This window comes from Streptomyces sp. NPDC028907, assembly GCF_055564995.1.
The window spans coordinates 81,568-102,819 of the sequence record NZ_JBVHVE010000007.1 but is presented as its reverse complement, the minus strand read 5'-3'; the positions used below and the strand labels follow the sequence as shown (position 1 = coordinate 102,819).

The 21,252-nt window shown below is 71.5% G+C and carries 18 protein-coding genes; 9 read left to right on the top strand and 9 right to left on the bottom strand.

Annotation, left to right across the window (positions count from 1 at the left end; genetic code table 11):
* Window positions 1-14: 14 nt before the first annotated feature.
* The 5 genes from ACZ4UU_RS22555 to ACZ4UU_RS22535 form a co-directional block, all read right to left on the bottom strand.
* The gene (locus ACZ4UU_RS22555) at window positions 15-1,262 is read right to left on the bottom strand and encodes an MFS transporter (protein WP_471905185.1); all 1,248 of its coding nucleotides are present in this window, start codon (window positions 1,260-1,262) and stop codon (window positions 15-17) included.
* A 22-nt stretch (window positions 1,263-1,284) separates the two neighbouring features.
* Window positions 1,285-2,712 carry a CitMHS family transporter gene (locus ACZ4UU_RS22550; protein WP_471905184.1) on the bottom strand — a complete coding sequence of 476 codons (1,428 nt, stop codon included), beginning with the start codon at window positions 2,710-2,712 and terminating at the stop codon, window positions 1,285-1,287.
* Between the two features lie 134 nt (window positions 2,713-2,846).
* Complete coding sequence (locus ACZ4UU_RS22545; protein WP_471905183.1) at window positions 2,847-5,099, bottom strand: molybdopterin oxidoreductase family protein; 2,253 nt, start codon at window positions 5,097-5,099, stop codon at window positions 2,847-2,849.
* A gap of 155 nt (window positions 5,100-5,254) precedes the next feature.
* Window positions 5,255-5,869 carry a TetR/AcrR family transcriptional regulator gene (locus ACZ4UU_RS22540; protein WP_471905483.1) on the bottom strand — a complete coding sequence of 205 codons (615 nt, stop codon included), beginning with the start codon at window positions 5,867-5,869 and terminating at the stop codon, window positions 5,255-5,257.
* Complete coding sequence (locus ACZ4UU_RS22535) at window positions 5,869-6,519, bottom strand: hypothetical protein (RefSeq protein ID WP_471905182.1); 651 nt, start codon at window positions 6,517-6,519, stop codon at window positions 5,869-5,871. The genes ACZ4UU_RS22540 and ACZ4UU_RS22535 overlap by 1 nt, the downstream gene beginning before the upstream one ends.
* Before the next feature lie 160 nt (window positions 6,520-6,679).
* Between ACZ4UU_RS22535 and hmgA the strand changes: the two genes are divergently transcribed.
* The 3 genes from hmgA to ACZ4UU_RS22520 are packed head-to-tail and all read left to right on the top strand — an operon-like array spanning window position 6,680 to window position 9,959.
* The gene (gene hmgA, locus ACZ4UU_RS22530; protein ID WP_471905181.1) at window positions 6,680-7,993 is read left to right on the top strand and encodes a homogentisate 1,2-dioxygenase; all 1,314 of its coding nucleotides are present in this window, start codon (window positions 6,680-6,682) and stop codon (window positions 7,991-7,993) included.
* A 47-nt stretch (window positions 7,994-8,040) separates the two neighbouring features.
* Window positions 8,041-8,790: a GntR family transcriptional regulator gene (locus ACZ4UU_RS22525; RefSeq protein WP_471905180.1), complete on the top strand. Its 750-nt coding sequence runs from the start codon at window positions 8,041-8,043 to the stop codon at window positions 8,788-8,790.
* 26 nt (window positions 8,791-8,816) lie between these two features.
* A complete protein-coding gene (locus ACZ4UU_RS22520) occupies window positions 8,817-9,959 on the top strand; it encodes a type ISP restriction/modification enzyme (RefSeq protein ID WP_471905179.1) in 1,143 nt (380 codons plus the stop codon).
* Here ACZ4UU_RS22520 and ACZ4UU_RS22515 read toward each other — a convergent pair.
* Entirely contained in the window at window positions 9,956-10,681 is a 726-nt protein-coding gene (locus ACZ4UU_RS22515) for a TetR/AcrR family transcriptional regulator C-terminal domain-containing protein (protein ID WP_471905178.1), read from the bottom strand. The genes ACZ4UU_RS22520 and ACZ4UU_RS22515 overlap by 4 nt on opposite strands.
* Before the next feature lie 63 nt (window positions 10,682-10,744).
* Between ACZ4UU_RS22515 and ACZ4UU_RS22510 the strand changes: the two genes are divergently transcribed.
* Both ACZ4UU_RS22510 and ACZ4UU_RS22505 read left to right on the top strand, forming a co-directional pair.
* Complete coding sequence (locus ACZ4UU_RS22510) at window positions 10,745-11,716, top strand: ATP-binding cassette domain-containing protein (protein WP_471905177.1); 972 nt, start codon at window positions 10,745-10,747, stop codon at window positions 11,714-11,716.
* A complete protein-coding gene (locus tag ACZ4UU_RS22505; RefSeq protein ID WP_471905176.1) occupies window positions 11,713-12,492 on the top strand; it encodes an ABC transporter permease in 780 nt (259 codons plus the stop codon). Before ACZ4UU_RS22510 ends, ACZ4UU_RS22505 begins: the two co-directional genes overlap by 4 nt.
* Before the next feature lie 252 nt (window positions 12,493-12,744).
* Here ACZ4UU_RS22505 and ACZ4UU_RS22500 read toward each other — a convergent pair whose 3' ends face one another.
* From ACZ4UU_RS22500 to ACZ4UU_RS22490, 3 genes are all read right to left on the bottom strand, one after another.
* Window positions 12,745-13,011: a hypothetical protein gene (locus ACZ4UU_RS22500; protein WP_471905175.1), complete on the bottom strand. Its 267-nt coding sequence runs from the start codon at window positions 13,009-13,011 to the stop codon at window positions 12,745-12,747.
* Window positions 13,012-13,137: 126 nt separating this feature from the next.
* Window positions 13,138-13,956 carry an anti-sigma factor gene (locus ACZ4UU_RS22495; RefSeq protein ID WP_471905174.1) on the bottom strand — a complete coding sequence of 273 codons (819 nt, stop codon included), beginning with the start codon at window positions 13,954-13,956 and terminating at the stop codon, window positions 13,138-13,140.
* The gene (locus ACZ4UU_RS22490; RefSeq protein ID WP_471905173.1) at window positions 13,953-14,495 is read right to left on the bottom strand and encodes a sigma-70 family RNA polymerase sigma factor; all 543 of its coding nucleotides are present in this window, start codon (window positions 14,493-14,495) and stop codon (window positions 13,953-13,955) included. Before ACZ4UU_RS22490 ends, ACZ4UU_RS22495 begins: the two co-directional genes overlap by 4 nt.
* A 230-nt stretch (window positions 14,496-14,725) precedes the next feature.
* Between ACZ4UU_RS22490 and ACZ4UU_RS22485 the strand changes: the two genes are divergently transcribed.
* The 4 genes from ACZ4UU_RS22485 to ACZ4UU_RS22470 all read left to right on the top strand — a co-directional run bounded on the left by ACZ4UU_RS22485 (window position 14,726) and on the right by ACZ4UU_RS22470 (window position 21,240).
* Window positions 14,726-16,261 (top strand): DUF4331 domain-containing protein, encoded by a 1,536-nt coding sequence (locus ACZ4UU_RS22485; protein WP_471905172.1) that lies wholly within the window; start codon window positions 14,726-14,728, stop codon window positions 16,259-16,261.
* Window positions 16,262-16,369: 108 nt separating this feature from the next.
* The gene (locus tag ACZ4UU_RS22480; protein WP_471905171.1) at window positions 16,370-17,905 is read left to right on the top strand and encodes a tetratricopeptide repeat protein; all 1,536 of its coding nucleotides are present in this window, start codon (window positions 16,370-16,372) and stop codon (window positions 17,903-17,905) included.
* Window positions 17,902-19,569 (top strand): HoxN/HupN/NixA family nickel/cobalt transporter, encoded by a 1,668-nt coding sequence (locus ACZ4UU_RS22475; protein WP_471905170.1) that lies wholly within the window; start codon window positions 17,902-17,904, stop codon window positions 19,567-19,569. The genes ACZ4UU_RS22480 and ACZ4UU_RS22475 overlap by 4 nt, the downstream gene beginning before the upstream one ends.
* 45 nt (window positions 19,570-19,614) lie before the next feature.
* Window positions 19,615-21,240 carry a serine/threonine-protein kinase gene (locus tag ACZ4UU_RS22470; RefSeq protein WP_471905169.1) on the top strand — a complete coding sequence of 542 codons (1,626 nt, stop codon included), beginning with the start codon at window positions 19,615-19,617 and terminating at the stop codon, window positions 21,238-21,240.
* Window positions 21,241-21,252: the final 12 nt, after the last annotated feature.

Below are 21,252 nucleotides of genomic sequence, written 5' to 3'. Positions count from 1 at the left end.
CGCCCTACGCTCCGCTAAATTCCACTCTTTCGCCGTAGCCGCGACCTGGACCAGCCCCGCTCACCGCGCTCGCCGGGGTTCTTCGACTCCCCCGCCGCATTCGCCGGCGCCCGCAGCGCCGTCCCCGCCGACAGCAGCAACAGCGCCCCGAGCATCACGAACGGCGCCGCCACCCCCGCGAGCCCCGCGATCAGGCCCGCCGAGGCCGGCGCCGCGACCTGCCCGAGCCGGTTGCCGGTCAGCCGCAGGGCGAGGGCGGTGGAGCGGGCGCCGTCGGGGGCCGCCTGGACGACCGTCGTCATGGACAGCGGCTGGCCGACGCCGAGGCAGAAGCCGAGCACCGCCAGCATCAGGGCCAGCGCCCACACCGGCACCGGAAGCGCGATCCCCGCACAGAGCAGGGCCGCCAGCAGACAGGTCACGGTCAGCAGCAGGGTCCGGCCGAGCAGCCTCAGCAGGGGCGTCAGGACCAGCCGGCAGGCGATGGTGGCCGCCGCGCGCAGGCTGAGCAGCAGGCCGATCACGGACGGCGCGATCCCGCGGTGCTCGCCGACCACCGGGAGGTAGGCGGTGAGGATGTCGGTCGCGGAGAGCACGGCGAGGCTGATGAAGATGCCGGCGGGCACCCCCCGGGCGCGCAGGATGCGCTGCACGGGGACGCGGTCGGCCCGTTCCTTGCGGGACTCGGCCGTCGTACGGCGCTCTATGCGCCACAGCGAGGTCAGCGCGACCGCGCCGCCCGCGCCCGCCACCAGCAGGGCGACCGCGCTCGTCCCCGCCATGTCCCGGCCCCCGATCAGCCCGCCGGCGGCGATCGGGCCGACCAGCTGGCCGAGCGAGGCGCCGATGGTGAAGTGGCCGAAGTTGCGGTCCTGTTCGTGCGGGGCGGACTGGCGGGCGACGAGGGACTGGGCGCCGATCACGAAGCAGAGGTGGCCGAGGCCCATGACGCCGCTCCAGACCGCCATCGCCCACAGCGAGTCCGCGAGGCCGCTCAGCGCGCAGCCCCCGGATATCAGCACGACGCCTACGGGCAGCAACGGGGCACAGCGCCCGTGGTCGGTGCGGCGGCCCAGCGGGACGGCGACGAAGAGCGGGAGCAGGGCGTAGACGCCCGCGATCACGCCGATCGCGCGCTCGTCCGCGCCCAACGCCAGCGCCCGGTAGGAGACGGCGGGCCGGGCCATCGACACCGCCCCCTGCGCGAAGCTGAAGGCGATGACGAGGCGGAGCAGCCAGCCGCGGTTCCCACCGGGCGCCATAGGGAGATCCTCCGTCGAAAGGTCAGATGATTCCGAAGAGCAGCCCTGCCCCGAGGATGACGAGGCATGTGAGGGCGGCCCACTTCACGACGAACTTGGTGTGATCGCCGAACTCCACCTTGGCCATGCCGACCAGGACGTACACGGCCGGGACCAGCGGGCTCGACATGTGCAGCGGCTGGCCGACCAGGGAGGCGCGGGCCATCTCCAGCGGGGTGACGCCGTGCGCGGCGCCGGCCTCGGCGAGGACGGGGAGGACGCCGAAGTAGAAGCCGTCGTTCGACATGAAGTAGGTGAGCGGGAGGCTCAGGATGCCGGTGACCAGGGCCATGTGCGGGCCCATGCCCTCGGGGATGACGTCCACCATCCACTTGGCCATGTGGTCGACCATGCCGGTGCCCTGGAGGACGCCGGTGAAGACGGCGGCGGCGAAGACCATGCCGGAGACGTTGAGGACGTTGTCGGCGTGGGCGGCGAGGCGGGCCTTCTGGTCCGGGATGTGCGGGAAGTTCACGGTGAGCGCGAGCGCGGCGCCGAGCAGGAACAGCACCGGGATCGGCAGCCACTCCATGATCATGCAGGTGAGCAGGGCGACCGTGAGCAACGCGTTGAACCAGTAGAGCTTGGGGCGCAGGGTGGGCCGGTTCGGGTCGAGGACCTGGAAGCGCTTCTTCTCGTCCTCGTCGTCGTCCTCGGCGTCGGTGCCGGAGCCGGAGCCGCCGGTGGCGACCGCGTCCTTGCCCGTGCCGCCCGCACCGGAGCCGGCGCCGACCAGGACGGTCTCGGTCTCCTTCTCCTCGACCTTCTCCTCCACCAGGACCTGGTCCAGGGTGAGCACGCCGAGCCGCTTGCGCTCGCGCAGACCGAGGAAGTACGAGAGGACGATGACGGCGAGGAGGCCGACGGCGAGGGCCGGGATCATCGGGACGAAGATCTCGCTGGCGTCCACCTTCAGCGCGGTGGCGGCGCGGGCGGTCGGGCCGCCCCACGGCAGGGTGTTCATCACGCCGTTGGCCATCGCGGCCACACCGGTCATCACGACCAGGCTCATCTTCAGGCGCTTGTACAGCGGGTACATCGCCGAGACGGTGATCATGAAGGTGGTCGAGCCGTCGCCGTCGAGGGAGACGATCGCGGCGAGGATCGCCGTGCCGACGACGATCCGCATCGGGTCGGCCTTGGCGAACTTCAGGATGCCCCGGACGATCGGATCGAAGAGGCCGACATCGATCATCACACCGAAGTAGACGATCGCGAACATGAGCATCGCCGCGGTGGGGGCGAGGCTGGTGACACCTTCGATGACGTAGTCACCGAGCTTGGCGCCCTTTCCGACGAAGACGCAGAACAGTGCCGGAATCAGCACGAGCGCCGCGATCGGCGACATCTTCTTCATCATGATCAGGACCAGGAAGGTCGCGATCATGGCGAAGCCAAGGATGGTCAGCATGAGTGGATACCTAACGTTCGCCCTTGAACGACCCACCAGGGCCGGCGGTGGGACGACGTTAGGTCCGTTCAAACAGCGTTAACAAGACGTTGACATGCGAGCAATAAGCGCAAAACTCCAGGTCAGAGCTTTGCTCAGGTCAGAGGCGTGATCTTTTCGGCCACCGGGACCACTTCGATCGGCACCCCGTTGAGCACCGCGTTGCCCGACAGCGGGTCGAGGAGGCTGCCGTCGAGGAGCTGGTTGACGTTGGCGCCGGGGTCGGCGGCGGCGTGGCTGAGCCGGGTGCCGGGGCGGTCGTGGCCCCAGCCGTGCGGCAGGCTCACCACGCCGGGGCGCACGACATCGGTGACCTCGGCGGGGGCGGTCACCTCTCCCCCGGCGCCCTTGAGGCGTACGTCCGCCCCGTCCCGAACCCCGAGCCGTGTGGCGTCCTCCGGGTGGATGTGCAGGGTGCAGCGGTTGGAGCCGCCGGTGAGGGCGGGGATGTTGTGCATCCAGCTGTTGTTGGACCGCAGATGGCGGCGGCCGATCAGGACGAGCCCGTCGGCGCGCTCGCGCAGGGCCGCCCTGAGGCGGGGCAGGTCGTCGGCGATGGGGCGCGGCAGCAGCTCCACCTTGCCGCTGACGGTCTTCAGCGGCTGCGGCAGCCGGGACGCGAGCGGCCCGAGGTCGATGCCGTGCGGGTGCGCGAGCAGCTTCTCCAGGGTCAGCCCGTCCGGTCGTACGCCGAAGCCGTCGCCGTAGGGGCCGAGGCGCAGCATCATGTCGAGCCGCCGCTCGGGGCCGCTGAGGCCGGTGAGGAGCGCGGCGAGTTCGTGCGGGTCACGCCCGTGGACCGGAGAGTGGGGCTCCTTGACGGCCTTGCCGAGGGTCTGGCCGATGACCAGGTCGTCGACCGCGGACGGGTCGGCGCCGTGCATGCCGGTCGCGGCGAGGATGAGCCGGGCCAGGATCTCGGTCTCGGCCATCCGGCCGGGCTCCAGCGGGACGGCGGGGCGGGTGTAGCGGACCTGGTTGCGCACGGCGAGGGTGTTGAAGGCGAAGTCGTGGTGCGGGCTCTGCGAGGGCGGTGGCGGCGGCAGTACGACATGGGCGTGGCGCGAGGTCTCGTTGAGGTACGGGTCGACGCTGACCATGAAGTCGAGCGAGCCCAGGGCCTTGTCGAGCCGGTCGCCGTCGGGGGCGGACAGGACGGGGTTGGCGGCGACGGCGACGAGGGCGCGGATCGGCTCGCCCTCGTCCGTGCCGGTGTCGATCTCCTCGGCGAGCGCGGAGAGCGGCAACTCGCCCTTCGCCTCCGGGTGTTCGCTCACCCGGGAGTGCCAGCGGCCGAGCGCGAAGCCGCGGCCGGGGCCGGCGGGGCGGGGCGTTCTGTCGGTGGCCGCCTGCGGGAAGAGCGCGCCGCCGGGGCGGTCGAGGTTGCCGGTGAGGATGTTCAGGACGTCGACGAGCCAGCTGGCCAGGGTGCCGTGCGGGACGGTACAGCTGCCGATACGGCCGTAGACGGCGGCGGTGGGGGCGGCGGCGAGTTCGCGGGCGAGGACGCGGATCGTGCCGGCGTCCACGTCGCAGGCCTCGGCGACGGCTTCGGGGGTGAAGTCCCGTACGGCGTCGGGGATTTCGTCGAGCCCTTGGAGGTACGGGGCCAGTTCGCCCGGATCCACGAGGCCCTCGTCGAAGAGGGTGTACGCCATCGCCGCGAGGAGCAGGGCGTCCGTGCCGGGCCGGATCGCGATGTGCCGGTCGGCGAGCTTGGCGGTGCGGGTGCGGCGCGGGTCGATGACGGTGAGGGTGCCGCCGCGGGCCTTGAGCGCCTTGAGCTTGCCCGGGAAGTCGGGGGCGGTGCACAGGCTGCCGTTGGACTCCAGCGGGTTCGCCCCGATCAGGAGCAGATGGTCGGTGTGGTCCAGGTCCGGTACGGGGATCGCGAGGGCGTCGCCGTAGAGCAGTCCGCTGGAGACGTGCTTGGGCATCTGGTCGACCGTGGAGGCGGTGAAGACGCTGCGGGTGCCGAGGCCGGCGAGCAGGACCGGCGGGTAGAGCGCGCCGGCCATGGTGTGCACGTTGGGGTTGCCGAGGACGACGCCCACCGAGTTCGGCCCGTACCGCTCGACGACCGGGCGGATCCCGGCGGCGACGGCGTCGAAGGCCTCCTCCCAGGTGGCCTCGCGCAGCTCGCCGTCCTTGCGCACGAGCGGGGTGCGCAGCCGGTCGGGGTCGCCGTCGACGGCCCCGAAGGAGGCGCCCTTCGGGCAGATGAACCCCTTGCTGAACACGTCGTCGCGGTCACCGCGGGCGCTGGTGACCTCGGTCCCCTCGATGGTGAGGGTCAGGCCGCAGGTGGCCTCGCACAGGGGGCAGATGCGCAGTGCGGTGCGGGACACGGGTCCTCCCGGAGTGGCGGCGGCGGTGGCGCGCGATTCAGGGCCGAGCATACCGACCGGTATGCACGGAGGGGAGTCCCGACAGGGAATGAGGTCGGAAATTCGCGAGCCGCCGGCCGGAGTCCCGGTGGCGGAGCCCTGCCAGCGCGGCCCCGTCAGTCCAGCACTCGCGCCAGATAGGCCCGCAACATCTCCCGCGCCTCCTCGATGATCCGGTCGTCACCGCCCGGGGACACCCGGAAGGCGAGGTGGACCAGGGTGTCGGCGGTTTCGACGGCGATGAGGAAGCTGCGGCGCAGGTCGTCGTCCGGTTCGCGGCCGAGGAAGCCGGAGAGCAGGTCGGTGAGGCGGTCGGCGACGCGGGTGTTGGGTTCGCCGCGGGTGCCGACGGGGATCTGGTTGCCGAAGTCGACGAGGGAGAAGCCGGGCGCGGTGCGCTTCATGGCGAGGTACTCGTCGAGCACGGCGTCCATCGCCACCCGCCAGCCTCCGTCACCGGCACCCTTGAGGCGTTCGGTGACGCGGGCGGTGTAGCGCTCGAGGTTGCGCTGGGCGAGGGCGTCGGCCATCTGGCGCTTGTTGCCGAAGAACCGGTAGACGGAGCCGATGGGGACGCCGGCCCGCTGGGCGACGGCCCGGGTGCTCAGGTCGTCGTAGCCGACCTCGTCGAGGAGGTCGGCGCAGGCATCGAGGATCCGGGTGAGCCGTTCGGCGCTGCGCCGCTGCACGGGCGCCCGGCGAAGCGTTTCTGGGTGGGGCACGGTCTTCATCATGCCTTTCCGGCTCGGTCCGGGGAACATCGACCCCCAGTACGGAGACGGGCACCCGGCACACTCAGTGCCGCGGCGGACGGGGACGGCGTCAGGGTCCGCTCCGGCTCCGGCTCCGACGACGGCGTCAGGGTCGGCTCGGACTCCGATGCCGTGATGTCCGCCGTGCTCTGGACGGGGCCGTCCTCCACGGCCCACACCGTGCCGTCGTCGGCGTGCAGCCGCACGGTGAGCTGGTGCGTGCCGCGCGGGACGAGACCGGCCGGGAGGCGGTACTCGGGGGTGCGCAGCTTGGTGACGAGACGCCCGTCGACATAGAGGTACGCGAGCCCGCGCCCGGCGACCACCCGATCCCCCGCATCGGCGGGCGAGAAGCGGAACCTGCGAACGGCCAGCCGCACGTCCCAGCTCCCGTCGTCGCCGTCCGCGTCCGGCTGCACCTCTATGCCGACCTCGGGCGCCTGGTCCTCGTCCACCTCGCGGTAGTGCCGCCCCTCGTCGTCGGTCTCGTCGAGGACCTTGCCCACCGGGGAGGGCGACGCCGCTTCCTGCCCCTGGTCCGGAGCGGCATCGGAGTCGCAGCCCGTGGTTCCGGTCAGCAGCAGGACACAGACCGCGAGCGCGGCGAGCGGGGACCGGGTCCATGACATGCCCGGGAGACTAGAACACCGGTCCGACAGCCGGATCCCCCTGAAGTCTGGTTCGCGTCCGGTTCTCGTCGTACTCGAAGGGGAGGCTCCGCTGATCTCTTGCGCTTGCGAAACCGCAATCCTACGGTGAAGCATAGGAATAAGACGCGAAGGAGCGATCATGAGCGGGGAATCGCGGAAGACCGCGGAAGGGCTGACCTACCTCTCCGGTTTCGGCAACGAGCACAGCTCGGAGGCGGTGCCCGGCGCCCTCCCCGAGGGTCGCAACTCACCCCAGCGCGCCCCGCTGGGTCTCTACGCGGAGCAGCTGAGCGGTACGGCGTTCACCGAGCCGCGGGCCCACAACCGTCGCTCCTGGCTGTACCGCATCCATCCGTCGGCCGCCCACCCGGCGTTCACACGCACCGACAACGGCGCGATCCGTACGGCACCGTTCACCGAGTCCGTGCCGGATCCGAACCGACTGCGCTGGAACCCCCTGCCCGCACCGGCCCCCGGCACCGACTTCCTAGCCGGCCTGTGGACGCTGGGCGGCAACGGCGACGCGACCCAGCGCACCGGCATGGCCGTGCACCTCTATCACGCCAACGCGTCCATGGACCGCGTCTTCAGCGACGCCGACGGCGAGCTGCTGATCGTGCCGGAGCGCGGCGGGCTGCTGCTGCACACGGAGTTCGGGTTGCTGCATGTGGAGCCGGCACATGTGGCGCTGATCCCACGTGGGGTGCGCTTCCGTGTGGAGCTGTTGGATGACTCTGCCCGGGGCTATGTGTGCGAGAACTATGGGGCGCCCTTCCACCTCCCCGACCTCGGCCCCATCGGCGCCAACGGCCTCGCCAACGCCCGGGACTTCATGGCCCCGGTGGCCGCGTACGAGGAGGGCGAGGGGCCGGTGGAGGTGGTCAACAAGTTCTGCGGAAACCTCTGGAGGGCCACCTATGACCACTCACCCCTCGACGTGGTCGCCTGGCACGGCAACCATGTGCCGTACGTCTATGACCTGCGCCGTTTCAATGTGATCGGCACCATCTCCTACGACCACCCCGACCCGTCGATCTTCACGGTGCTGACGTCCCCGTCCGACACTCCCGGTCTCGCCGGCGTCGACTTCGTGGTCTTCGCGCCGCGCTGGCTGGTGGGCGAGGACACCTTCCGGCCGCCGTACTTCCACCGGAACGTGATGAGCGAGTACATGGGCCTGGTCGAGGGCGCCTACGACGCGAAGGCGGAAGGCTTCGTGCCCGGTGGCGGCTCGCTGCACAACATGATGTCGGCACACGGCCCGGACCGGGAGACGTTCGACAAGGCGAGCGCCGCGGAGCTGACGCCGCAGAAGATCGACGACGGGCTGGCGTTCATGTTCGAGACCCGCTGGCCGGTGACGCTGACCCCGCAGGCGGCCGGGGCCGAGCACCTGCAACAGCGTTACGACGACGTCTGGGAGGGCATGGAACGGCACTTCCGCACGATTTGACGGTCGTTCGGTTGCAGTAGAGATCCCCTACCGGTACGGATGGCCCCGTGACCTCCTTCGCCCCTGACTCGATCGTCCTGAACCGCAAGCTGCCGCTCTGGTACCAGGTGTCGCAGTCGCTGCGTGCCTCGATACTCGGCCGCCGTCCGCAGGACCCGCTGCGGCTGCCCACCGAGGAGCAGTTGGCGGAGCACTACGGCGTGAGCGTGCTGACGATGCGGCAGGCGCTGAAGGAGTTGGAGGACGAGGGCCTCATCACGCGTCACCGGCGACGGGGCACGTTCATCGAGCCGGACGTCCGCCGGGGCGCCCCCGTGCGGCTGCTCGGCTCGGTGGACGCGATCGTGGCGCAGCAGTCCGGCATGGTGACCGAGCTGCTGGAGCACGGCACCGTGCCCGTGCCCGCCGAAGTCGCCGAGTTCTTCCCGGACGTCGACGAGGTGGCGACGTACCACCGGCTGCGCAGCGACGACAAGACGGGCGAGCCGACCAACCACGCCCGCAACTACGTCCGCCGCGAACTCGCCGCCCGCATCGACCTGGACGACCTCGTCCGCTGGCCGATGACCAAGGTGCTGCGGGACGTGGTCGGGGCGGACATCAGCCGCATCACGGACACGGTCGAGGCGCGCCTCGCCGACCCGGAGACGGCGCGGCTGCTCCAAGTCCCACTGCTGAGCCCGATCCTGCACTACACGGGCGTGACGTACGACGCGGAGGGACGGGTGCTGGACGCGGCGGTCATCCACTACCGGGGCGACCGCTTCTCCTTCACGGTGACCTTGGAAGCCAACTGACCCGCGCGCCGAAGCCAGGTCGTACGATGCCCAGCGTGACGCACGACGACGCTCCGCCGCTGGCGGACCTCATGCCGTGGTCCGTCGCACCGCCGCGGCTCGGCCGGGGGTGGCCGACGGGCCCCGACGCGGCATCCCTGAAAGCCCGCTGGGACGCCTTCGTGAAGGCCGAGGGCACGGACCGGGAGGCCCTGCTGCAGCCGACGCGCTCCCGCACACTGCATTCGGCCGTCGGCCAGCTCCCCGGCCGGTCCGCCGGCACGGAGAAGCTGATCCGCGCCTCGGGCCCCTGCCCGGAGCCGGTACGGGTCCTGCACGCCCCCTTCGACGAGCAGTGGCTGATCCCCGACCACCGTCTGATCGACGCCGCCCGGCCCGAGCTGTGGCGGGTGGCGGACGAGCACCAGGTCTTCGTCCTGGAGACCCCGGAGTCCGGCCTGCTCGCGACCTCCCTGCTCCCGTTGCTGCGCCCGGGCCGCGTCCGCCCGCTGTACCGCCGCCCGGGCGGCACGGAGCCGAACCTGGCACCGGGCCTCGTCGAGCACCTCCGGGACCGGCTCGGCCTACCGGTCGAACCGCTGGACCTGCTCGCCTGGACGCTGGCGGCCGCCCGCCCGGACCTCACCGTCCCCCTCACCACCGACCCGGAACTGTGGGCACGCGGTGTGGAGTCGGGCCGCCGCGCCCTGTGGCTGATGCGTCGCAACGGCGACCGCCCGAAACTGCCCGGCGGTCGTCGCCCGTACGTCCGCGCGCCGCTGCCCTCCCGCCCGCTGGCGCTGGAGTACGACCGCGGCGAGGAGGCCCTGCTGCTGGACGAGGGTCGCATCTCACCGGTCCCGCCGCAGGCCTGGGACTACGAGGTGGCCGGAGTGAAGGTCCTGGAGCAGTGGTTCACCGCCCGCGTCACGGAGCCCGAGCCGGGCACCCTGGCGGCGATCCGGCCGACGACCTGGCCGCAGGCGTGGACGTCGGAGCTGCTGGAGCTGATCACGGTACTGGCACTGCTGGCCGAACTCCGGCCCATGCAGGAGGAGCTGACGTCGCCCCTCACGGCAACCGACCTCCGCGAGGCCGGCGTCCTGCCGGTCCCCGAGTCCGCACGCAGGCCTGCGTCGGTGCTGGACCACCACGAGGAAGGCCCGGAAGGCCAGTTCGCGTTGATCTAGTCGATCCGGTCGTCCCTGGGCGCGAACGCGTCCAGCATCCGGTTCAGCATCAGCTCGAACGCCCCGTCGAGATCGATCGGCCCCGGATCCTCCGTGAACGCCGCGGCCATTCTCGGATACGCCCCCGTGGCCACCTGACTCCCGAGGTAGGCGATCCGCACCGCGTTCTCCTGCTCCGCCGACCAGGGCAGCGACCGGGTGCGCTCGGCGGCGGCCAGTTCGGTCGCGACGTAGGAGGTCACACAGCCGTTCAGCATCCCGAGGAGCTGCATCTTCATGCCGTAGGGCGCCTCCAGCGGATCCAGGCAGGCCAAGCCGTGCTCCAGGTACCGCAGGGCGTTCGGGCTGAAGCCGTAGACGGGTGACATCAGTCGTGTCATCCACGGATGCCGGTGCATCAGCTCGCGCGTCTGCTGGGCGACCCGGCGCATCTCCGCCCGCCAGTCCCCGCCCGGCTCCCACAGCTCGTGCTCCCCGCCGACGGCGTCCACCATCAGCTCGTACAGGTCCTCCTTGCGGGGCACGTAGTTGTACAGCGACATCGTGCCGCAGCCCAGCTCACCGGCCACCCGTCGCATCGACACCGCGTCGAGCCCCTCGGCGTCGGCGATGCGCACCGCGGCCGCCGCGATGTCGGCACGGGTGAACGCCGGTTTCGGCCCGCGCCCCGTCCGCTCGGGTCGCGCCCAGATCACTCCGGGCTCGGCCGCCTTGCCCGCCATCCATCATCACCTCGCACACCATCCTAGTTACGTACACCGTACGTAGTGCGCTATGGTCGACCCATGACTTCTACGTACGCTGTACTTAGTGAAGGTCTGGAAAAGCGATTCGGCGAGGTCCACGCCCTGCGCGGACTCGATCTGGCCGTCGCGCAGGGCACCGTCTGCGGCCTCCTCGGCCCCAATGGCGCGGGCAAGACCACGGCCGTGCGGCTGCTGACCACGTTGCTGCGCCCGGACGCCGGCTCGGCCCGGGTCGCCGGCCACGATCTGCTGCGGGACCCGGCGGCCGTGCGCCGCGCCATCGGCGTCACCGGCCAGTACGCGTCGGTCGACGGCGACCTCACCGGCCGCCAGAACCTCCGGCTGTTCGCCCGGCTGCACCGGGTTCGCGGGCCCGCCGAGCGGGCCGACGAACTCCTCGACCGCTTCGGGCTGACCGAGGCGGCCGACCGGCCGGCCTCCACGTACTCGGGCGGGATGCGACGCCGCCTGGACCTCGCGGCCAGTCTCGTCCGCCGCCCCGAGGTGCTGTTCCTGGACGAGCCCACGACCGGCCTCGACCCCGCCAGCCGCAACCGGATCTGGGACGCCGTGCGGGAGCTGACCGCCGACGGCACGACGGTGCTGCTGACCACGCAGTACCTGGAGGAGGCCGATCAACTCGCCGACGACATCGCTTTGGTGGACCGGGGACGGGTCGCGCACAGGGGTTCGCCCGCCCAGTTCAAGTCGTTGATCGGCGCACATGTCGAGGTCGTCGTGACCGACCCGGACGTGATGGTGAAGGCGGCGGCCGTACTGGACCAACTCACCGGCGCCGAGCCGTCGTTCGACCACGAGCGGCGCGCCGTCGTCGCGGTCACCCGGGACGCCACACTCACGCTCCCCCGTCTGGTGCGCGAACTCGACGCCGCGGGCGTGCCGTTGCTCGACGTGAGCATCGAACCACCGACTCTCGACGACGTGTTCCTGCGGCTCACGCAGGAGGTCCAGGAAACCCAGGTCTCCCAGGAAGAGGAGCGTGCCGCATGAGCACCCTGGCGTACGACGGCGGCGCGCTGCTGGGCCGCCAGTTGCGGCGGATCCGGAACAACCCGGGGCTGCTGATCCTGACGCAGACCATGCCGATCACCATGCTGCTGTTCTTCGGCTATGTCTTCGGCAGCGCCCTCGCGATGCCCGGCGCGGAGTACCGGTCCTTCCTGGTGCCCGGTCTGCTGGTGGCGACCGCGGCCAACGGGCTGATGACCGGCATGTTCCAGGCCGCCGGGGACGTTCACCGGGGTGTGACGGACCGCTTCCGGACGCTGCCGGTCAGCCGGGCCGCGGTGCCGCTGGGACAGGCGGCCGCGGATCTGATCGTGACGGCCGCCGGGACCGTGCCGTTCCTGCTGGTCGGGCTCGCGGTGGGGTGGCGGATCGAGGGATCGGCGCTCGAAGCCATGGGCGCGGTGGGGCTGTTGCTGCTGTTCCGGTTCGCGACGTCGTGGGCCGGGATATTCCTCGGGCTGCTGACCCGGAACGAGGAGGCCGCCGGTCAGCTGGGCGGGGCGACGTTCATCCTGCCGCTGCTGTCCAACGCGTACATCCCGACGGAGGGTCTGCCGGGCTGGCTGCGCACGCTCGCCGAGTGGAATCCGATCAGCGCGGTCACCATGGCCCTGCGGGACCTCTTCGGCAACGCGCCCGTACCGGACGGCGCCGCTTGGCCGGTCGCGCATCCCGTCGCCGGGTCGCTGGCCTGGTGCGCGGTCCTGCTCGCGGTGTTCGTGCCGCTCGCCGTACGCCGGTACGCGCGCGGCGAGTGATCGTCACCGTGTGACGAAGGCCCGTCAACTCCCTTGCGTGACCGATCTCGTGACACACCTGTTATACAAGGGGCGCGGGCCGATGAGCGGGGGGTGGGGTGGGGTGGGGGATGTGCCCGCGCCCGGAGAGCCCTTCGTGGCGCCGCTGCCTGCCGTGGGGATGACGGACGGGGACAGCGTGTTACGGCGCCGGTACGGGGTGATCTGCCGGGCGCGGGCCTTCGAGGTCGTCGAGGGTCGCCGGGGTACGGGTCAGCGTCCGCCGAAGAGCGAGCGGCGGAGCCGTCGCAGCGGCGCGAAGAGCGAGACGCGGCGAACCCGCGCGCCCTGGTCGCTGCGCTGCGTGGTGTCACGACTGGTCAGCTCACGCATCAGCGAGGTCGCCTCGGCCGCTTCTCCCTGCGGCACGGCGGGACCCGCCAGCACCGAGAGATGGCGGTCCAGACGCGAACTGGTCGCGCTGCTCCCGCAGGTGATCGCAGGGACCCTCGCCCTGCTGCGCACTGTTATCTGATCCATGTCACTCCCCACCCGTACGAGTCCACCCGGCCCGGGCAGATTAACCCTATCGCCCCGGTGGGGCACGCGTGTATCGCGGTCACAGGATTCACCTTCCCCATAAGGGTGTTGACGACTCATCGTTGATTACTCTCCGAATCCAACCGATTTCAGGGCGAGTTGGACAACGGGCTGGCTGGTGGGTTGCGGTGAGCCTCCGTCCGGCTCGACGGTCACAGCCAGTGACGTCGTTTTCTTGTCGAGACCGGAGGCGATCAAGGGCGTGTCGCCGTCGAAGAGGCCCAGGGAGCGTGGTTGCACATCGGGGCGCATCTGCCAGAGCTGGTGCACCCGGCCGCTCGGCAACTCGCCGTATCCGCTCAGAGTGACGATCGCCCGCCCCGCCGATGCGGAGGCGACCACTCCGATCGTCCGCCCCCGCGCGTCCTCGCCGGCGGTCGCCCGGGCGTCGGGCGCCGCGAGAACGTTAGCGATCTCACTTGCCCGGGCCTGCTGGGCGTCCAGCTGCTCCTGCGTCCTGTTCGCCTGGACGGCGAAGAGGGAGGCGACGACGAGGGCCGCGGCGGCCGTGACCGTGGCGAACGGCACGAGCAAAGGGCGCGTCCTGGGCGCATGGGTGCGCGGCGGCGGCTGGGTGCCCCACACATGCGGCGGCAGCTGAGTGGCACGCGCGCGTGCCGGCTCCCGTCCGACGGACTCCTGCGGAGTCGTGCGTACGGCGGCCAGGACCCGGTCGCGCATCGCGGCCGGCGGCGGGGCGGCCGTCGACCAGGCGAGCCGGACGGCGTCCTCGGACAGGGCCCGCACCTCGGCGGCACAGCTGTCGCAGGACTTCAGGTGCTTCTCGAAGCGGAGCCGCTCGGCGGGTTCCAGGGCGTCGAGGGCATAGGGCGCGGCGAGGGAGTGCAGGTCCTCGCGGCGCAGCAGGCGACCGACCAAGCTCATGCGACACCTCCCAGGCACTTGCGCAGCTGGGTGAGTCCGTCGCGCATCCGGGTCTTGACCGTGCCCAGCGGCAGCGAGAGCCGCTCGGCGACCTCACGGTAGGTGTAGCCGTCGTAGTAGGCGAGGGTCACGGACTGGCGTTGCAGCGCGGTGAGCCGGTCCAGGCAGCGGCGCACCCACTCACGCTCCAGTCCGGCCTCGACCTCCTCGGCGACGTGGTCGAAGGCCGGGTGGTTCGCGCGCAGGGCCTCGCGTTGTTCGCGTTCACCGGCCGCGCGGGCGCTGCGGACCCGGTCGACGGCGCGGCGGTGGGCGAGGGTGAGGACCCACGACAGGGCGCTGCCCCGATGCGGGTCGAACTTCGCCGCTGACCGCCACAGTTCGAGCAGCACTTCCTGGGCCACCTCCTCGGACTGGGCGGGGTCGCGCAGCACACGCCGGACCAGCCCGTACACCGGCCCGGAGACCAGCCCGTACAGCTCCTCGAACGCCTTCTGATCACCGCCCGCCACGAGCACCAGCAGCTCGTCCGCCTCCAACTCGTCTCCCCCTCCAGTCAGACCGCAGCGCGGCCGTCTCGTCCCGCGAGGCATTCGCAACGGACCCACCTCCGGATGGGGTTACGGATCAGCGGGCCGAAAACGCGGGTCGCCTCTCGATGAAACAACTTTTCAGTTCGGCCGTAAGAACGCTTGGGATTCGACCAATCCACCCTGGCGACGGCTCCGAATCGGGTGCGTCAGGCAAGTTGGGACTGAGGACGGACGGCATGACACCTAATTCCAGGAGCGGTGCGGGACGCAGGGGCCTCGCGACCCTCGTATGTGGTGCGCTGGCCGCCGGGGGGCTCGCAGCCGCCGGCGTGACCGCGCTGGAACCGGGGGCGGCATCCGCCTCCAGTCACCGGGAGGCCCCACTGATCTCGGGGACCCCGCAGTACGACAACACGGACGTGTACGCGTTCGTCAGCCCGGACAAGCCGGACACGACGACGATCATCGGGAACTGGATCCCGTTCGAGGAGCCGGCCGGTGGACCGAACTTCTTCACGTTCGCCGAGGACGCGCAGTACGACATCCACATCGACAACAACGGTGACGCACAGGGCGATCTGCTCTACCGCTTCACCTTCGACACGCACATCAAGAACAAGAAGACGTTTTTGTACAACACCGGTCCGGTCGAGAGCCTCGACGACAAGGACCTCAACATCACGCAGACGTACGACATCGAGCTGCTGAAGCTGAAGGACCAGCACCCGGTGTCGAAGACGAAGGTCGCCAACGACGTGCCGGTGGCCCCGTCGAACGTCGGCAAGGCGTCGATGCCGGACTACGCCAAGCTGCGCGAGCAGGCCGTGCACAAGCTCGCGGGCGACGCGACGTCGTTCGCCGGGCAGGCCGACGACCCGTTCTTCCTGGACCTGCGGGTCTTCGACCTCCTGTACGGCGGGAACCTCTCCGAGGTCGGCAACGACACGCTCAAGGGCTACAACGTCAACTCGATCGCCCTCCAGGTTCCGACGCACATGATCACGGAGTCGGCGGAGCAGCCGATCGTCGGCATCTGGTCGACGACCCAGCGCAAGAACGCCCAGGGCTACTTCGAGCAGGTCTCGCGTCTCGGTAACCCCCTGGTGAACGAGGTCGTCAACCCCCTCAAGGACAAGGACAAGTTCAACGCGTCCGCCCCCTGGGAGGACGCCCAGTTCCTGAAGAACGTCACCAATCCGGAGCTGCCGAAGCTCATCGAGGCGATCTACAAGATCCCGGCGCCCGACGAACCGCGCAACGACCTGGTCGACGTCTTCCTCAAGGGTGTGAAGGACCTCAACCAGCCCCCGCACGTGACCCCGTCGGAGATGCTGCGCCTGAACACCTCGGTCAAGCCGGCCGCCGAACCCAAGCGGCTCGGTGTCCTCGACGGCGACAACGCGGGCTTCCCGAACGGCCGCCGCCTCACCGACGACGTGATCGACGCATCCCTCCAGGTCGTCGAGGGTGAACTCCTGGGCGCCAAGAACGACTTGGGTGACGCCGTCGACAAGAACGACAAGGACTTCGAGAAGGCCTTCCCGTACGTAGCCCTGCCCACCGAGGGCTCCCGCGGCCCGCTCGCCCAGGGCACGGACGGCGAGACCGACGTCCGCAGCCAGCTCGGCGACGCCCTCCAGCCGGCCGGCGGTGCCTCCGGCATGGACGACACGACCCTGATCGCCGGCTCGGCGGGCGCCGGCGCCCTGGGGATCCTGCTGATCGGCGGGGCCCTGATGTGGTGGCGCCGGATGCGGGAGCGGGCCTACTAGGCCCACGACAGAGCTGGCGCGGCCCGCGAAGTACTCATCCCCCACGGCGCGGGCCGCGCCGCCGCACGTGACAACTGCCACTGCTGGACAGCCGATCGAGGAGAGGGCATGGCCCCGCGGACGAACGACAGCGAACCCCGACAGCCCGTCCGGCGTTCGAGGACGAGGCCCGAAGGGCCGACAGCGGGGTCTGGGGGCGCGGCCCCCAACGGGGTCGAAGGGGCGGAGCCCCTTGAGGATGGGACGGGTAGGGGCGGCGGGGGCGACAAAGCCCGCGAGCAGCGCATCGCCGCCGTGCGCCGAGTCGCCGCGGCCGCCCGCCGCAGCCGGGCACTCCACCTGGCCGGCTGCTCCGCCCTGCTCGCCGTAGCCCTCACCGCCGGCTCCATGGCGCTCAGCGCGGCCCGCGACAACAACACCCAAGGCGTCGCCCCCGCCTCCGCCGCCGTCTCCCCCGGCCTCCTCACCACCGGCGACCTCGCCACCGGCATCACCTCCCTCCAGGCCCACCTCCGCGACCAGCCGAGGGACGTCACCGGCTGGGCCACCCTCGGCCTCGCCTACGTCGAGCAGGCCCGCACCAAGGGCGACCCCTCCCGCTACCCCCAGGCCGAACAGGCCTTCGAGCGGTCCCTGGAACTGAAGCCCGACAACGACCAGGCCCTCGCGGGCCGCGCCGCCCTCGCCGCCGCCCGGCACGACTTCGAGGACGCCCTCAAGTACGCCGACCGGGCCCTGAAGGTGAACCCCTACAGCGAACGCGCCCTGTGCACCCGCACCGACGCCCTCGTCGAACTGGGCCGCTACGCCGACGCCGCCAAGGCCGCGAAGACAGCGGACGACCGACGCCCGGGCATCCCGGTCTTCACGCGCTACGCCTATGTCCAGGAGCTGCGCGGCGACGTACGGACGGCCGAGCGGGTACTGAAACAGGCCCTCTCCTCCGCCACCACCCCCGGCGACATCACCTACGTCGCCACCCAGCTCGGCCAACTCGCCTGGAACCAGGGTGACTACGACACCGCCCTCACCCACTACGCCCGCGCCCTCGCCGCCGACGAGAACTACGTCCCCGCCCTGGAGGGCCGCGCCCGCGCCCAGGCCGCGAGCGGTGACCGGGCCGGCGCGACGGAGGGCCTGCGGAACGTCGTCTCCCGCTACCCCCTCCCTGGTCCCCTCGTCGAACTCGGCGAGCTGTACGAAGCGGCCGGCGACAAGGTCAGGGCCGACGACCAGTACGCCCTGGTCGACGCCTGGACGGCCCTCGCCCGCGCCAACGGCGTCAACGCCGACCTCGACACGGCCCTCGCGGCAGCCGACCACGGCGACAAGGCCTCCGCGCTGCGCGCCGCCCGCGCCGAGTGGGACCGCCGGCAGACCGTGCACACCGCGGACGCCCTCGCCTGGGCACTGCACGTCAACGGCAAGGACGAGGAAGCCCTTCCCTACGCCCGCAAGGCGACGGCCACCGGCTACCGCAACGCGGCGTTCCTCTACCACCGCGGGATCATCGAGCGCGCCACCGGCCACGCCGAGGAGGCCCGCGAGCACCTGGATTCCGCGCTGGAACTGAATCCCGGTTTCTCCCCGCTGGGCGCCCGCGAAGCCCGTACGGCGCTCAAGGACCTGGAGGCGGCCAAGTGACCCCGCGTCGTCTGTTCGCCTCGGCCACGGCCGTCCTCACGGCGGCCTGCGCGCTCGCGCTGTTCCCCACCGGCTACGCGAGCGCGCACCCCCTCGGCAACTTCACCGTCAACCGCTACGACGGCCTGGTCGCCGCCCCCGGCGAACTACGCGTCCACCATGTGGAGGACCTCGCCGAGATCCCGGCGACCCAGGCCGAGCCGGACATCGAGAAGGCGGGGATGACGGAGTGGGCCCGGCAGCGGTGCGCGGCGGCCGCGCGGGGCAGCGAGGTCACCGTGGACGGCCGTACGGTCGAGCTGACGCCGACCAGCAGCCACGCGCGCGTGCGTCCCGGCCAGGCGGGACTCGACACCCTCCGCGTGGAGTGCCGGCTGACGGCGCCGCTCCCGGAGGACACCACGGTCGCCCTCGGTTTCCGTGGCGCGGGCGCGGAGTCCGGCCCCGGCTGGCGGGAGATCACGGCGCGCGGGGACCGTATGACACTCGCCGCCTCGGACGTGCCGAAGGAGTCGATCTCCCGCGAACTGACCGAATACCCCGAGGAGTTGCTGTCCTCTCCGGCCGACACCAAGAGCGCGTCGCTGCGCGTGCGCCCGGGCGGCCCCGCCCTCGCCGAGGCGGCACAGGACACCCCCGCCTCCTCCGTCCTGCCGCGCGGCGCCGACCGCTGGACGCGGGCCCTGGACGGCCTGGTGTCCCGCCAGGACCTCACCGTCGGCTTCGCCGCCCTCGCCCTGGTCCTCGCGATCTTCCTCGGCGCGATGCACGCGCTCGCCCCCGGCCACGGCAAGACCCTGATGGCCGCGGTTGCGGCGGCCCGCGGCGGCCGGGCCCGTATGAAGGACGTCCTGCCCCTGGCCGCCTCGGTGACGGTCACGCACACCCTGGGTGTGGTCGCCCTGGGCCTCCTCGTGACGGCCGGCTCGGCGGCGGCACCCTCGGTGATCACCTGGCTGGGCATCGCGAGCGGCGCCCTGGTGATCGCGGCGGGCGCGACGCTCGTACGACGGGCTTGGCACGTCCGGAAGCACGGGCACGGGCATGACCATCCACACGGGCATGACCATCCACACGGGCACGGGCATGCTCACGACCACGAGACCGACCGGGCCCACGAGCGCCAACCGGTCCTGGTCGCCGCGCACGCCCACACCGCAGCGGAGGCCCCCGCACCCACACCGGACCACTCCCACGCGCACGCCCACGCCCACGCCCACGCCCACAGCCACCGTCACGAGCACGACCACGGCCACGACCACAGCCACGGCTCCCTCACCCACACCCACAACGGCTTCACCCACACCCACTCCACGGCCCCCACCCTCCGCGGCACGATCCTGCTCGGTTTCGCCGGCGGCCTCGTGCCCAGTCCCTCCGCGGTCGTCGTGCTCGTCGGCGCGGCGGCGCTCGGGAAGGCGTGGTTCGGGCTGCTGCTCGTCGTGGCGTACGGCGTCGGGCTCGCGCTCACCCTCACCGCGGCCGGGTTCGCCGTCGTGCGGCTGGGTAGCGGAGTGACGAGGGTGCTGGACCGGCAGCCCCGCTGGATGGCTCACCCCCTCACGGTCTTCGTCCGCAGGACCGCACCACTGGGATCCGCGGTGCTCGTCGTACTGATCGGGGCCGGATTGGTTCTCCAGGGGGCGGCATCCGCACTCGGCTGAGCTACTTTTGTGGAGAATGCGCACGGATGCGAATGGGGGACGCCCGTGTCCGAAGAATCTGGCAGTGAACGTCTGATCGCCGGCCGCTACCGCCTGCTGTCCCCGCTCGGCGAGGGCGGCATGGGCACTGTGTGGCGGGCCCGCGACGAACTGCTGCACCGCGAGGTCGCCGTCAAGGAGGTGCGTGCGCCGCACGGGCTGCCGGGCGCGGAGGTCGAGCGGATGTACGCCCGGCTGGAGCGTGAGGCGTGGGCGGCGGCGCGGGTCGCCGACCGCAATGTCGTCACGGTGTACGACGTGGCCACGCAGGACGGCCGGCCCTGGATCGTGATGGAGCTGGTCCGCGGGATCTCGCTGGCCGAGCAGTTGGACGCCGAGGGCCCGCTGAGTCCGCAGCGCGTCGCGCACATCGGCGCCGAGGTGCTGGCCGCGCTGCGGGCGGCGCACGCGGCCGGGGTGCTGCACCGGGACGTGAAGCCGGCCAACGTGCTGCTGTCGAACGACGGCCGGGTCGTGCTGACCGACTTCGGTATCGCGATGGTCGAGGGCAGCTCCGCGCTGACGATGACCGGCGAGGTCATCGGTTCCCCCGAGTTCCTGGCCCCGGAGCGGGCGCTGGGCCGCACGCCCGGTCCGGAGTCCGACCTGTGGTCGCTGGGCGTGCTCCTGTACGCGGCCGTGGAGGGCAACTCCCCGTTCCGTCAGAACACCCCGCTGAGCACCCTGCGGGCGATCGTCGACGAGGAGTTGCCGCCGCCCCGTCGGGCCGGTCCGCTGGCCCCCGTGATCGAGAGGCTGTTGCGCAAGGACCCGGCCGCGCGGCTGTCGGCCGACCGGGCCGAGCAGGACCTGCGGATCATCGGGGCCGGGGGTACCCCCTCGGCGGGAGGGACCCCGTACACGCCGACCGTTGCGGCGTTTCCGACGCCCTCAAAGACCGCGGCGACGGCCCCTGTCCCGCCGCCCGGACCGACCAGGCCCACCTCGGCCGCCGTTCCCTACCGGGACACGGCCCCCGTCCGTCCCGACCGTGACCGCCGCGCCCGCTACGTCCTGATCGCGGGCGTCACCGCCCTCGCGCTGGCCGTGGGAGGGCTGACGTACGCCCTGCTCGACCGCGGGGACGGCGACGGCGGCAAGGAGGGCGGCGAGGGGACCAACGCGCAGACGGGCGGCGGGGTCTCGCCGACCGAGACCGACACCGGGGACGAGAACGCGGCCAGCGGGGCTCAGGATCCGACGCCGAGCCCGAGCAGCAGCCGTACGACCACTCCCCCGCCGCAGTCCGTGCGGGTGACGCTGGCGGGGTCGAACACCGAGTACTCCGGGGCCTGTCCGCCGCCCAGCGGGGAGGCGCCCTCCTTCACGGCGACGTTCACTGTGGGGCGGCTGCCGGCCCAGGTGAGTTATCGCTGGGTGTCCGCGGACGGTGATGTCATGGACCAGGGCTGGAAGACCCTGTCGTTCCCGGAGGGCGGGGGGCGGACCAAGCAGGACCGGGCGTTCGTGACGACGTACGACGACAGCGGGACGTTCGAGAACGAGATCAGTGTCGAGGTCCGCGACCCGGTGGAGACGAAGTCGAACTCGGTGCCGTTCTCGGTGACCTGTGAGACGGAGACCCCGACGGACGGGGTCTCGCCTACGCCTACCGAGTCGCCGAGCTCGTAGCGGAGCCGCGGG